The sequence below is a fragment of the Sporocytophaga sp. genome (assembly GCF_017745095.1).
Classification (GTDB): domain Bacteria; phylum Bacteroidota; class Bacteroidia; order Cytophagales; family Cytophagaceae; genus Sporocytophaga.
Genome location: NZ_JAGHZZ010000002.1, coordinates 347,336 through 360,965, shown reverse-complemented (window position 1 = coordinate 360,965; position 13,630 = coordinate 347,336). Strand labels below are relative to the sequence as shown.

Here is a 13,630-nt window from a genome sequence, read left to right as displayed (position 1 = left end):
TTGATTCGATGATTTAATTGAAAATCTGATTTAATTTGAATTATGAAAGCAGAGGAACTGATCAACCAACTAAACCTGGAAAAGCATCCCGAAGGAGGTTATTTCAAAGAGATGTACAGAAGTGAATCTGAAATTCCTGAATCAGTCTTATCTAAAGATTATTCAGGAAAAAGAAACACTGCAACGAGCATCTATTTTTTACTTACAGATAAAGAATTTTCTGCGTTTCATAAGATTAAATCAGATGAAATTTGGTATTTCCATCAAGGAAATTCTATAGAAATTTATATGTTGTCTCAAGAAGGTCTGAACGTTAAAAAGTTAGGTACGCAAATTGGAGACCACTTTCAATTGCTTATACCCAAAAATACCTGGTTTAGTGCCAAAGTAGTTGGAGAAGGATGTACTCTTGTGAGTTGTATGGTGGCTCCAGGGTTTTCGTTTGATGATTTTGAACTGGCCAAACGAGAAGATTTATTGAAACTATTTCCTAAGCAGGCTAATATTGTTAAGGAACTTTCAAGGTAAGTTGCAAACAAAGCTTTTCTGAATTTCTTCAAAACCAGTATTATTTTTCTCCTCATCTTCTTGAGCAGTTTGAAAAATAAGACCTAATGTCCTGCCTTTGCAATTGAAGCAGACGATTTTTCCAGAATGTTTAAGCCCGGATAATTGTGTGATAAATCCTGTACTTGAAACTTGAAAATGACCAAGGTTCTTAATTGGTTGGATTTCATTAAACAGGATCCCCGTATTTTTATAAAAAGAATTTTGAGATAACTGTTTTTTGAGAAGTAATAAAAACTCTTCTTTGCTAACCTCCTGGTTAATCCAGCTTAGAGTGAACATGCCACTCTCATTCATCCCTTTTTTTTCACAGGTAAGGAAAAATCCCAATGTATCATTTATGCTTTCTGATTGTGTAATAACCCAGCCCTCAGGAATAGTAAAAGAAACCCCGTGTTCAGCAAAAGTGTTCTTTTGTGGTTCTTTGCAGGAAATGAGGACTAGAAAGAAAAAAGCCCAAACTAAGGAATTTTTCAATTTTTGCATCTGTTGAATAATTAACATAAAATATTAATTGGTCTTTATTTCTATAAAATGAAACTGTTGAAACTAATTTTGGTTTTCTCGCTCTTTTTCGGAGTTAATTATTTGTCAAAAATTAATAGTTCCTCGATACAAAGTTCATTATCGAAAAATAGAACTAAGTCCAGTTACTCATTTTTTAAACAAATCAGCAGATTTACAACCCTAACCTTTCAATAGTGAATTTCCGGTAATACCTTTGGACTTCTATTTATACATGAAAAATGATAACGTTTAGATTAGGCGGAGTGCCGGAGCATTTTAATTTACCTATTCATTTAGCTAAGCAAAGTGGAAAATTTGAAGAGGCTGGCATTGATCTTGTCTGGACAGATTTTCCTGGGGGGACCGGAGCAATGTGTTCTGCACTTAAGGAGGATCAGATTGATTGCGCAATATTGCTTACCGAAGGAATCACAGCTGATATCGTAAAAGGAAGTCCTCTTAAAATTCTTAAAGTATATGTGGAAAGTCCATTAATTTGGGGAATTCATGTTTCTGCAAATTCGCCATATATCAATATGGATCAGATGGAAGGTAAAAGGTATGCAATAAGCAGACAAGGATCAGGCTCTCATCTTATGTCCTATGTCGATGCAGACCAAAGAGGTTGGAAGCTTTCAGAATCTCAGATGGTTGTTGTAGGTAATCTTGAAGGTGCAAGGAATTTTTTATCTCAAGCAAAAGCAGATATTTTTTTATGGGAAAAATATATGACAAAACCTTTAGTTGATGCAGGAGAATTCCGGAGGATAGGAGAAAGGCTCACTCCCTGGCCTTGTTTTGTATTTGCTGCATCAGAAAGCTTTATCGAAAAGCATGGCTCCATTCTGACAACATTCTTTAAAATTGTAAATAAATCGGTAGAAGCCTTCATGCAAAACCCGGAAGCTTCGAATATAGTCTCAGAGAGGTATTCTTTGAAGAAAGAAGATGCAAAGGTGTGGTTTGAAAGTACGAAGTGGAATACGGAAAGTGGGATTGATGAAAAAATTCTAGATAATATTCAGGATTGGCTATATAGATTGCATATAATTTTTGCTAAAAAGTTATCGACTCAATTGATTTATAGGTATTAAATTTTCCAGCTAATCCCCTTAATATTTTTATAAATGGATGACCTTAATTAATTTTGGGTACAACTTTTAAGTTTAATAATTCAAATTTTTAACAAACAAAACTGATTTTTAAATCATGAAACAAAATTTTAGAAAGCTACTTATTGGTGGATCTCTTGCTCTATTTATAGGAATTACATTGGTTGCATGTAAAAAGGATGATGATAATGGTCCTGTTGTATCAAATGGAAAAGCTACAATCATTGGATATTTAAAGGCTGAATTAAATACTAACAATGGAGATTTAGAGCCTGCAGCAAATGTTAAAGTTCAAGCTATTATTAACTCTGCGGACCTGGTAACTAACCCTGATCCAAATAAAAACTATCCAAATATTGTTTACAACACAGTAACTGATGTGAATGGAAAATATACATTCAATATAGATGCAAATGGAAGATCAGTTGATGTAAGAATCATACCTCAGGATTTTGAAGCAAAACAAAACAATAATGGGGACGAAATAGCTATGATTTACAAATTTCCTGGATCATTCTATGTTTCAGATGACGTTTATGCAGGAACCATCACTTATGAGAATTATAGGGTTTATGATGATTATGTAAAGGCTAATTTTTAATTTGATTTTTTAAGCAAATAATAATGAAAAAAATAATCCTAGTAGCATTGCTGGCTATATCAGCATGCAAACTTGCGACTGCTCAGGAAACAGGAGCAAGTCAGGAAACTGTTGAATTAAGATCAAAAAGAGGTGTTTTAATTTTACCAAAAAAAGGAGAATATGCTATTGGATTCTCTGCTGATCCAGTTTTGTTGTACCTTGGTAATTTCTTCAATGGAGGTAACCAGGCCCCAGCAGTTGATTATCCAAGTGGATTCAGCAATACAGTATTAGGAGGCAGAATTGGTAATGCATTCACTGGTAAATATCTTCTTGATGATCATACTGCTGTTAGAGCAAGATTCCAGTTTAACTTTACTAAAGCAACTAATAAATACATTGTTGCAGCAAATGATGATGGTACTGCAAATAATCTTGCTCCACAGTTTGCGGAAGATAAAGTAACTATAAGAAATAACGCAGTATTATTGGCTTTAGGACTTGAAAAAAGAAGAGGAGTGAGCAGAGTTCAGGGGGTATATGGAGGAGAAATACTTTTAGGCTTCAATAAAGTAAAGGAAAAGGCTGATTATGGAAATGGAATGGGTGCTAATTTCCCGACTCCGGTTTCTTATGAAAATGCCTACAACAGAATTCCAGGAGCAGATTCTACTACTTCAAGATGGACAGAATACAATCATGGAGCTACATTTTTTGCTGGTGTTAGAGGATTTGCGGGAATCGAATATTTCTTCGCTCCAAAGATTTCCTTAGGTGCTGAATTTGGTTATACATTAGGTTTTGCCAGCAAAAAAAGCGATTCAGTAAAGCTTCAAGCAATGAACAGTGCAAGCGGAAGTGCTGTAGAATATGAAGCGAAACCAACTCCAAACAATTCTACAGGAATTAATAACTTTGGATTAGGATTGGATAATTTTAATGCTAATCTGAACCTACATTTCTATTTTTAATAAGTAATTAATATAAATACTTAAGCTGTCCTCAAAAGGCAGCTTTTTTTATTTCCCGACATTATTATGTTATCCACAAATGATTGAAGCTGCTGCAGGAAGAGCTGTTGGATAGTCGAGTCGATATTTTACCCTACATTTTGTTCCATTATCAAAGAGTTGAACACTATCGGTATAAAATACTGCATCTCCCACATGGGGGTTGTTAGGAATTGACCACTCCATCATCCAGACTGTTATACATTTCGTTCCGAAAGGTAAACTGTGGATGATAACCTCATTATCTCCAGGTTGTGCATCCATTGAAATTTTGGCAAAAAATCCGGAAAAAGCTCCTGTCATTCTTGTTTCTGAAGAAGCAATATCCATTGTAGTGGTTGAAGAAAGTATAGTTTCCATTTCTAATTCCTTTATAAGGAAACTGGCCAGGAATTAAAAAAGTTAAAAGTATTGCTAACACTAAAAAAAAAGCTGACCATTAACTGGTCAGCCTTTTTTTTAGTTTGTTTTCTAAATTATTTCGCGTAGCTGACAGCTCTCATTTCTCTAATTACAGTTACTTTGATCTGACCAGGATATTGCATGTCATTTTCTATCTTTTTGGAAATATCGAAAGAGAGTGCACCTGCTTTTTCATCCGTTACATTTTCAGCATCAACCATAACTCTTAGCTCTCTACCTGCCTGTATCGCATAACATTTTGTTACCCCGTCAAATGACAGTGCAAGTTCTTCCAGTTCTTTAAGCCTCTTAATGTAAGACTCCATAACCTCTCTTCTTGCACCAGGTCTTGATCCGCTAACAGCATCACACACCTGAATGATTGGAGAAAGGAGCGAGGTCATTTCTATTTCATCGTGGTGTGCACCAATGGCATTGCAAACTTCCGGACTTTCTTTGTATTTTTTAGCAAGTTCCATTCCGAGGATTGCGTGAGGCAATTCAGGCTCTTCAGGAGAAACTTTTCCAATATCGTGAAGAAGTCCGGCTCTTTTTGCAAGTTTGGCATTAAGTCCAAGTTCTGCAGCCATAGTTGCGGCTAGTTTGGCAACTTCTCTTGAATGTTGAAGAAGGTTCTGGCCATAAGAAGATCTGAAACGCATTCTTCCAACCATTTTGATCAATTCAGGGTGCAATCCATGAATTCCAAGATCTATAACGGTACGTTCTCCGATTTCAATAATTTCTTCTTCTATGTTTTTGAAAGTTTTGGCAACAACTTCTTCAATTCTGGCAGGGTGAATTCTGCCATCTTGAACAAGTCTGTGCAATGATAATCTTGCAACTTCTCTTCTAACAGGGTCGAAACCACTGATGATGATTGCCTCAGGGGTATCATCTACGATAATTTCAACTCCGGTTGCAGCTTCCAATGCTCTGATGTTTCTACCTTCACGACCAATGATTTTACCTTTGATATCATCGCTTTCAATATTGAAAATGGAAACACAGTTTTCTATCGCATTTTCTGTGGCAGTTCTCTGAATCGTTTCAATAACGACTTTTTTAGCTTCTTTAGTAGCAGTAAGCTTAGCTTCGTCAACTATGTCTTTTATATAAGAAGATGCTTTGGAACGAGCTTCATCTTTCAAGGCTTCTACCAGATTTTGTTTCGCTTCTTCAGCAGTAAGATTGGCTATTTTCTCAAGTTTGGTTACTTGAGAAGCTTTCATTTTTTCAAGCTCATCTTTTCTTTTGTTGATTATTTCCATCTGTGCAGAAAGGTTTTCTTTCATACTTTCTAATTCCGCTTCTTTTCTTGAATTGGTTTCCAATAGTTTAGAAAGATTACCTTCTCTTTGTTTCAGCTTGTTCTCATTTTGAATAATGATGTTCTTTTTCTTGTTGGCTTCCTCTTCAAATTCAGCTTTGATTTTCAAGTAGTTTTCCTTGGCCTGGAGAATTTTTTCTTTTTTAATGCTTTCTCCTTGAATTTCAGCTTCCTTAATAATTAATTGTGATTTAGCCAGCGCTTCTTCCTCGTGCTTTTTGAAAACCTTCATGAGAAGGTATCTGCCAATTGCGATCCCGGCTCCCAGGAATACAATTGCAGTTATAATATAAAATAGAACATCTACCATTTTTTTGGTTTTAGGGGTTTATTAAAAAAGGCAGAAGGGGAAATGAAAAAGTTTTCTAACTTTTAAGTAAAAATAATAGATCAGAAACAGGGATTCTAAATCAGATACCAGAATTTGAAATCAGATTGTCCAAATGGGTTATTTTGGACTCTAATTCATTTATATACTTTTGGTTTTCAGCATCTGTCCGCAGTCCTTCAGCAAAACAGTCAAAAGCGACCATCGCCAGAAGATCCTGCTTGTCATCTATTCCAAACTGATCCCTATACATTTTTATTCTTTCATTAATCAATCTGCCAGCGATTCTAAGTCGCTCTTCTTCAGCAGCATCTACACGCATCGGGTATTCCCTCTCTGCGATTCTGATTTTTATAGAAAGTTCTCCCATTCAGGGATTTATGATCTTGAATTATTCACTTAAATGTGCTATACACTTATCAATTTCTCTAATATACTCATTAATTTTCAGCTTTAATTCTGAAGGATTATGAGCATCCTCTGCTATTGACGATACAATTTTACTAATTTTCTCTTGATTTTGAAAGTTTTTTATCTCCTGATTTTGGCGTTCGATTATCGCTTTTAAGTCTTGATTTTCTTCTTTAATCTTAATCAATTCAGCTTTGGCCGAATGCAATTCATTCAGAATGCTTTTGATTTTATACTCAAAAAAATCAAGTTTTACCAATAACTCCCGCTTATCTTTCATTAATTACTTTCTGATAATAGCTCCAAGGTCTTTTTCAAATGAATCCATGAGTTTTTGCATGGTTTGATCAATAACTTTATCTGTTAAAGTTTTTTCATTGTCCTGAAGATAAAAACTTACAGAATAGGATTTTTTGTTGTCTCCTAAATTTGCACCTTCATATACGTCAAAGACGTTAACTTCTTGTAGAAGTTTTCTTTCTTTACTCTGAGCCAGTTGTTTAATTTGTTCAAAAGTAACTCCTTTGTCAATAACTAATGATAGATCCCTTCTTACTTCAGGGAATTTAGAAATTTCCTGATAAACAGTAGTTTCAGATAGAAGATTTAAAAGAAGGGCAGCATCAAAATCTGCATAGTAAACAGATTGTTTTATATCAGTAGCCTTTAATATTTTATCCGCAACTTTCCCGAACTGAACCAGAGGTTTACCTTTTATTTGATATTCAAGGCCTTCAGAGAAGTAATTACTTGAGTTTGTTTGAACAGTTGTTCCTTTAATATTAAGTTTTTCAATAATTCTCTGAATGAAGTTTTTCAGAGTGAAGAAATCAGAGGGAGCATCTTTTGCTATCCAAGTCTCCTGTTGTTGGTTTCCTGTAATAAATAGTGCAAGACGGTCTTTTTCAGTATAGCCTTTCTCTGTTTTGAAATAAGTTTTCCCAAACTCATAGAATTTCAGATCTTTTTGTCTTCTGTTTACATTGTAAGCAATGACTTCAAGGCCTGAGAAGAGCAATGTTTGGCGCATTACCCCCAAATCTTCACTAAGTTTATTTAAAATCAATACAGGATTGTCACTATTTTCAACCAGCTTTTGATAGCTTTCTTTTGTGAGAGAATTTGTAATTATCTCAGAAAATCCTGCCCCTGCAAGCAAATTACCAAGTTTGCCGTGAAGTTTGGCTTTGTCTTTTTTAGGGAAATCGGCAATATACTCTGTTCCGATTTTCGGATCAATTTCAATATTATCGTAGCCATAAATTCTTAGAACCTCTTCAACAATATCAGCTTCTCTCTGGACATCCACTTTGAAAGGTGGAACTGAAACTTTGAGTTTATCATCTTTAGCTTCAATTATACTGATTCCAAGATTAGAAAGAATTTCTACAATTGTTTCAGTAGCAATCTTTTTCCCAATCAATCTGTGGATATAGGAAAATGAAGTTTCTATTTCAAAGTTCTGAATTGGGGTAGGGTAGATATCAATTAAGTCTGAGTAAATTTCTCCTCCGGCAACTTCCAAGATCAGGTTTGCAGCTTTAGTCAAAGCGGTAACTGTCATATTTGGATCTGTTCCTCTTTCGAAACGGAAAGAGGAATCTGTTTTGATCCCGTGATGTTGCGCAGTTTTTCTTACAAAATCCGGAGAAAAATATGCACTTTCAAGGAAAATGGAGGTAGTGTCAGGTTTTACACCTGAATCTAATCCACCAAATACTCCTGCTATACACATCGGTTCGTTTGCATTGCATATCACGAGATCTTTGGCAGTCAGTTTTCTTTTATTTCCGTCTAAGGTAACAAATTCGGTCCCTTCTGCTATTGTTTTGACTTTAACTGTATTGCCAACTTTTGCAAGATCAAATGCATGAAGCGGTTGGCCAAGATCATGCAGAATAAAATTGGTACAGTCAACAATATTGTTAATCGGAGAGAGGCCGATAGATTTCAATCTGTTCTTAAGCCATTCAGGAGATTCTTTAACTGAAACACCTTTGATGACAATACCTGAGTATCTTGGACATGCTTCTGAATTTTCAACAGAAACATGGATAGCAAGCTTTTCTTTTGGAGCTGGCAAAGATTTTTCCTCTCCTTGGCAAATTTCTCTTTTCAAAAGTGCTCTCAAATCTCTTGCAACACCTAGGTGAGAAGCTGCATCTGCACGATTCGGAGTAAGGCCTATTTCAAAGGTGTAATCATTTTCTACTTTAAAATATTCAGCAGCAGAAGTGCCAAGAGGCAGTTCGGTCTGAAGTACCATAATCCCGTCATGAGATTTGCCTAATCCGATTTCATCTTCAGCACAAATCATTCCTTCAGAAACTTCTCCTCTTATCTTCGCTTTACTGATTTTAAATGACTCACCTTCAGTTGGGTATAAGGTCGCACCGACAGTTGCTACAACCACCTTTTGTCCTTCAGCGACATTTGCGGCTCCGCAAACGATTGGCAGAATTGTTCCATTGCCTATATCTACAGTAGTTTTCTTTAGTTTGTCAGCCCCCGGATGTTTTTCACAGGTTAAAACCTTACCTATTACGACGCCATTAAGGCCCCCCTGTATGCTTTCAAACTTTTCAATTCCTTCAACTTCTAAACCTGATTTTGTAAGCAGAGCACCTATTTCTTCAGCAGGTTCGGTAAGTTGGATAAACTGCTGTAGCCAATTATATGAAATTTTCATTTGTAAATTTTAACCTTGAAATGTGGAATCTGTAAAATTACTTAAAACACTTATTTCTCCTGAGGCTTTTCCCATATTTTTTCGCCTGCACGAATTTCTATATCCAGATGATTTTCTGGCGGCGGTAGAGGGCAGCTGTATTTATAACTGTACACACAAAATGGATTGTAAGCAAAGTTGAAGTCAATTACAGCATGTTTTTTATCAGTTATTTTTAAATCAAGGTATCTGCCTCCGCTATAAGTTTCGCCTCCATTGGTTTTATCAGAAAAAGGAATAAAAGCATTTAGTTCATTATTTGATGAATCTTTTGAAATTAGGAGAGTTAGCTGTAACGGCTTTTTTTCTAAAGTAAAGGAAGCAGTGGCAAATTTTTTATAAGTGTCTTTTCTACCATCGTTTCTGGTGATTGTGATTTCTGAAGAATCAGAAAGGGGGTAAAGTTCTGCTTCTACTTTATACTTAACATTAGGTATAAAATAATTTAGTGTGGTGAAAGCTTCCTTGTCTTCAATTGGAGAAAATGGAGAATGTCTGAAAAAGTCATTTCTCTGTCTTCTGTAATCCTCTACATTTTGCTTATAGCTCGTTTTAATATTGCTAAACACAAAAGAAAGAATTACCAATACGAAAGCAACACCCATACCGGTCCAAAGGATGTGTTTGGTTTTTATTGTATCAAAGTTTGTCTTCATCTGCAAAACTATAATATCCATGATCGGTAAAGATCAGATGGTCCAATACAGGAATTTCTAGAAAAGATCCTGCCTGTTTTAATTTACGGGTTAACGAAATATCGGCCTCGCTTGGTTTCAGGTTGCCGCTGGGATGATTGTGTACAAGAATGATTGCACTGGCAAGATGCTCAAGTGCATGTTTATAGATCATTTTAGGATCTGCCACAGTTCCGGCAACGCCACCTGAACTTATAAAAACTTTTTTTATAACATCATTGGATCTGTTGAGTAAAATAATCCAAAATTCCTCATGCTGAAGATCCAGAAGATGTGGTTTCATTATGTCAAATGCGTCAGACGCACAGGTAATTTTTTCTCTCTTATTTTGACCTGCTTCTTTTCGTCTTCTGCCAAGTTCAAGCGCACTTATAATTGTAATGGCTTTAGCTTCTCCAATACCTTTGAACTTTTGTAAGTCTTTGATACTCAATTTTGCAAGGTCGTTCAAATTATTATTACATCCATTTAGAATGAGCTTGGCCACATCTACGGCACTTAAAGATACCGTTCCCGACCCCAATAATATTGCCATTAATTCAGCATCTGAAAGGGATTCTTTTCCTTTCAGGATAAGTTTTTCTCTTGGCCGATCTTCTTCAGCCCAACTTAAAATTTTTAAATATTTAACGTCTTCCATAGCTATTGAAAAAAATACTGGGATAAATATAAAAATAAAAGCCTTGTACAAGGCTCTGTACAAGGCTTTTTTATAAACTAATTTATTCTTTGTTACTTAGGGCAAATTAAGCTAAAGCAGCAACGTGTTTTGCAAGGGCCGACTTTTTGTGCGCAGCATTATTTTTGTGAATAATGTTTTTCTTTGCAAGTTTGTCGATCATTCCAGAAACTTCTTTTAAAAGTTCCTGAGCTTCAGTTTTATCTGTAGTGTTTTTCAATCTTTTGATAAAAGTACGAGTAGTTTTAGCCTGATATTTGTTTCTTAAAGCTCTAGCCTCGTTAGCTCTTATTCTTTTTAAAGCGGATTTATGATTAGCCATCTTATTATTAATTCTTATATTAGACTTTTCCTAAATAGGATTGCAAAGATACGACTATTTTGAGAAAAACAAAAACTTTGTAAATATTTCCTTTATTTTCACCTAATCAAATTACAGCTATGAGATTTTTACTATTTATTACCGGATTTTTGACTTCTAACTATTTGTATGCCTGGGGGTTTTATGCCCATAAGGAAATTAATCGCCTGGCAGTATTTGCGCTGCCATCTGAACTAATGGCTTTTTATAAGCCTCATCTTGCTTACCTTCAAAATCAGGCTGTTTTACCGGATAAAAGGAGGTATATAATTAAAGATGAAGCTTGCAGACATTATATTGATATAGATGTCTATGAAAGTTATAATAAAAACATTCCGGAAGGGTGGGAGCAGGCAAAAGAAGTTTTCACAGAGGATACTCTTTTAAGGCACGGGATCGTGCCTTGGCAGATTTACAAAATGACGTTTCAACTTAAAAATGCTTTTCAGGAAAAGGATATTGATAAAATACTTAAAGTTTCGGCCGAGCTAGGGCATTATATTGCTGACTCAAATGTGCCGCTTCATACAACAAGCAATTATAATGGGCAAAAGACCAATCAGCATGGTATTCACGGCCTTTGGGAAAGCAGAATCCCTGAATTGTTTTCTGAAAAGTATGATTTTTTTGTAGGTCGGGCTTTGTATATAAATGATTTAAGATCTGTGATTTGGGATAATGTTTGGATAGCTCACGCGGCTCTTGATTCAGTCCTTTCATATGAAAAGCAAGCCACTATTGAAATTCCGGAGGATCAGAAATATTCATTTGAAGAACGAGGGGCTGCAACAGTTAAGGTCTATTCCAGGAAGTATTCCTCCTATTATAATGATCTCCTCGCAGGAATGGTCGAAAGACAAATGAGAAATTCGATATTAATGGTTGCATCTGTATGGTATACCTGCTGGAAAAATGCGGGCATGCCTGATCTGAAGAATGAACATAATATTCCTGAATCGCCTGCTAAACAAGAAAAGGAGGAGATTGCTGAAGCACCTTCTGATTGTAATCACTGATTAAACAAAAAGGCCGCAATCCGCGGCCTTTTGTTATTTTATTTAACAAGCTTCTTGTACTTAATCCTTTTTGGGGCAGTATCACCAAGCCTCTTTTTCTTATTTTCTTCGTAATCTGAATAGTTTCCTTCAAACCACTGTACATGCGAATCTCCTTCAAATGCCAGGATGTGAGTAGCTATTCTATCAAGGAACCATCTGTCGTGTGAGATAATAACAGCACAACCTCCGAAGTTTTCAAGTGCTTCTTCAAGAGCTCTAATCGCATTCACATCAAGGTCGTTGGTAGGCTCATCGAGTAACAGAAGGTTTGCTCCTGTTTTAAGTGTCAAAGCAAGGTGAAGTCTGTTTCTTTCTCCACCTGAAAGTACACCAGCTTTTTTCTCTTGATCTGATCCGGTGAAGTTAAATTTGCTGACATAAGCTCTTCCATTGATTTGCTTTCCTCCAAGGTTGATAAATTCAGTTCCACCTGTGATGGTTTCAAACACACTTTTATTGGCATCAATGGTTGCATGTTCCTGATCAAGATATCCGATGTCAACAGTTTCACCAACATCAAATGTACCAGCATCAGGCGTTTCAGCTCCTGTGATAAGCTTGAAGAGAGTTGTCTTACCAGCTCCGTTGGGTCCAATGATTCCTACAATACCACCTTGAGGAAGGGAGAATGAAAGGTTTTCGAAAAGAATTTTATCTCCAAATGCTTTTGAAACATTATTCACTTCTATAACCTTGCTTCCAAGTCGCTGTCCTGGCGGGATGAAAAGCTCCAGTTTATCTTCTTTCTGTTTTGCTTCTTCTCCTAATAATTTTTCATAAGAGCTGATACGGGCCTTAGACTTGGCCTGTCTTGCTTTAGGTGCCATACGAACCCATTCAAGCTCGCGCTCCAATGTCTTTTGTCTTTTAGACTCAGATTTTTCTTCCTGAGCTAAGCGGCTTTTCTTTTGCTCAAGCCAAGAAGTGTAATTACCTTTCCATGGAATACCTTCACCGCGGTCTAGTTCAAGGATCCAGCCTGCAACATTGTCGAGGAAATATCTGTCGTGGGTTACTGCGATTACAGTACCTTTATATTGTTGTAAGTGTTGCTCAAGCCACTGAACTGATTCTGCATCCAAGTGGTTAGTAGGCTCATCAAGTAGCAATATATCTGGCTCTTTAAGAAGGAGCCTGCAAAGTGCTACTCTTCTTTTTTCTCCACCTGACAGATTACCTATTTTAGCTTCTCCCGGAGGGCATCTCAAGGCATCCATTGCTCTTTCAAGCTTGCTATCCAAATCCCAAGCGTTGAATTGGTCCAGCTTTTCTTGAACTACACCTTGCTTTTCAATAAGCTTAGTCATTTCATCATCGCTCAAAGGCTCTCCGAACTTGAGATTGATCTCTTCAAATTCTTTTAACAGATCTACAACTTCTTGTACACCTTCTTCGACAATTTCTTTTACTGTTTTCTCAGGGTCAAGCTTAGGCTCCTGCTCAAGAAATCCTACAGAATACCCAGGAGAAAAGGCAAGATCGCCTTGGAAGTCTTTATCTATGCCTGCTATAATTTTAAGAAGTGTAGATTTTCCTGAACCGTTAAGTCCGAGTACACCTATCTTTGCTCCATAAAAAAAAGAAAGGTATATATCTTTAATAATCTGTCTCTTTGGGGGAATGATTTTGCTCACTCCGGCCATTGAAAAAATAATGGTTTCGCTCATTAAACTCAGTTTAAACTTGTTGTGAAAAACAAATATCAGAAAATTTTATTGAAAACGGATAAAGTGCAATGAGAAACAATCTATGGTATATAAGGTTTAAAGAATAAAATGAATAGATAATTTATAATTCTGCGAATTAGCGAGAATGGGATAGACGGCAAATTTTTTATAAGACAACTTTTTCAAAAGTCA

The 13,630-nt window shown here is 36.0% G+C and carries 15 protein-coding genes; 5 read left to right on the top strand and 10 right to left on the bottom strand.

Features of this window, described 5'->3' with window-relative positions:
- The first annotated feature begins 42 nt into the window (after positions 1–42).
- Complete coding sequence (locus tag J7604_RS04325) at positions 43–528, top strand: cupin domain-containing protein (protein WP_293891592.1); 486 nt, start codon at positions 43–45, stop codon at positions 526–528.
- Here J7604_RS04325 and J7604_RS04320 read toward each other — a convergent pair.
- Positions 520–1,053, bottom strand: coding sequence for a hypothetical protein (locus J7604_RS04320; RefSeq protein ID WP_293891589.1), 534 nt, complete (start codon positions 1,051–1,053; stop codon positions 520–522). The two genes, J7604_RS04325 and J7604_RS04320, sit on opposite strands and share 9 nt — an antisense overlap.
- A gap of 260 nt (positions 1,054–1,313) precedes the next feature.
- Here J7604_RS04320 and J7604_RS04315 point away from each other — a divergent pair, with 260 nt between their 5' ends.
- The 3 genes from J7604_RS04315 to J7604_RS04305 all read left to right on the top strand — a co-directional run bounded on the left by J7604_RS04315 (position 1,314) and on the right by J7604_RS04305 (position 3,740).
- A complete protein-coding gene (locus tag J7604_RS04315; protein WP_293891586.1) occupies positions 1,314–2,168 on the top strand; it encodes a substrate-binding domain-containing protein in 855 nt (284 codons plus the stop codon).
- A 115-nt stretch (positions 2,169–2,283) separates the two neighbouring features.
- Complete coding sequence (locus J7604_RS04310; protein WP_293891583.1) at positions 2,284–2,787, top strand: hypothetical protein; 504 nt, start codon at positions 2,284–2,286, stop codon at positions 2,785–2,787.
- Positions 2,788–2,810: 23 nt separating this feature from the next.
- Positions 2,811–3,740: a hypothetical protein gene (locus tag J7604_RS04305; protein WP_293891580.1), complete on the top strand. Its 930-nt coding sequence runs from the start codon at positions 2,811–2,813 to the stop codon at positions 3,738–3,740.
- 69 nt (positions 3,741–3,809) lie between these two features.
- On the opposite strand, the gene J7604_RS04300 is transcribed toward J7604_RS04305, so the two are convergent.
- From J7604_RS04300 to rpsT, 8 genes are all read right to left on the bottom strand, one after another.
- The gene (locus J7604_RS04300; protein ID WP_293891577.1) at positions 3,810–4,139 is read right to left on the bottom strand and encodes a hypothetical protein; all 330 of its coding nucleotides are present in this window, start codon (positions 4,137–4,139) and stop codon (positions 3,810–3,812) included.
- 116 nt (positions 4,140–4,255) lie between these two features.
- Positions 4,256–5,821 carry a ribonuclease Y gene (rny, locus tag J7604_RS04295; RefSeq protein WP_293891574.1) on the bottom strand — a complete coding sequence of 522 codons (1,566 nt, stop codon included), beginning with the start codon at positions 5,819–5,821 and terminating at the stop codon, positions 4,256–4,258.
- 100 nt (positions 5,822–5,921) lie between these two features.
- Positions 5,922–6,209: a cell division protein ZapA gene (locus J7604_RS04290; RefSeq protein WP_293891571.1), complete on the bottom strand. Its 288-nt coding sequence runs from the start codon at positions 6,207–6,209 to the stop codon at positions 5,922–5,924.
- 21 nt (positions 6,210–6,230) lie between these two features.
- Positions 6,231–6,530: a hypothetical protein gene (locus J7604_RS04285; protein WP_293891568.1), complete on the bottom strand. Its 300-nt coding sequence runs from the start codon at positions 6,528–6,530 to the stop codon at positions 6,231–6,233.
- Between the two features lie 3 nt (positions 6,531–6,533).
- Positions 6,534–8,939, bottom strand: coding sequence for a phenylalanine--tRNA ligase subunit beta (gene pheT, locus J7604_RS04280; RefSeq protein WP_293891565.1), 2,406 nt, complete (start codon positions 8,937–8,939; stop codon positions 6,534–6,536).
- 50 nt (positions 8,940–8,989) lie between these two features.
- Complete coding sequence (locus J7604_RS04275; RefSeq protein ID WP_293891562.1) at positions 8,990–9,655, bottom strand: DUF1684 domain-containing protein; 666 nt, start codon at positions 9,653–9,655, stop codon at positions 8,990–8,992.
- Complete coding sequence (gene radC, locus J7604_RS04270; protein WP_293891559.1) at positions 9,618–10,313, bottom strand: DNA repair protein RadC; 696 nt, start codon at positions 10,311–10,313, stop codon at positions 9,618–9,620. The genes J7604_RS04275 and radC overlap by 38 nt, the downstream gene beginning before the upstream one ends.
- A gap of 106 nt (positions 10,314–10,419) precedes the next feature.
- On the bottom strand, positions 10,420–10,674 hold the full coding sequence (gene rpsT / locus J7604_RS04265) for a 30S ribosomal protein S20 (RefSeq protein ID WP_028981865.1): 255 nt from the start codon (positions 10,672–10,674) through the stop codon (positions 10,420–10,422).
- A 119-nt stretch (positions 10,675–10,793) separates the two neighbouring features.
- Between rpsT and J7604_RS04260 the strand changes: the two genes are divergently transcribed.
- Positions 10,794–11,729, top strand: a complete 936-nt coding sequence (locus J7604_RS04260) for a zinc dependent phospholipase C family protein (RefSeq protein ID WP_293891555.1) — start codon at positions 10,794–10,796, stop codon at positions 11,727–11,729.
- Between the two features lie 38 nt (positions 11,730–11,767).
- Here J7604_RS04260 and ettA read toward each other — a convergent pair whose 3' ends face one another.
- Complete coding sequence (ettA, locus tag J7604_RS04255; RefSeq protein ID WP_293891552.1) at positions 11,768–13,438, bottom strand: energy-dependent translational throttle protein EttA; 1,671 nt, start codon at positions 13,436–13,438, stop codon at positions 11,768–11,770.
- Positions 13,439–13,630 lie beyond the last annotated feature (192 nt).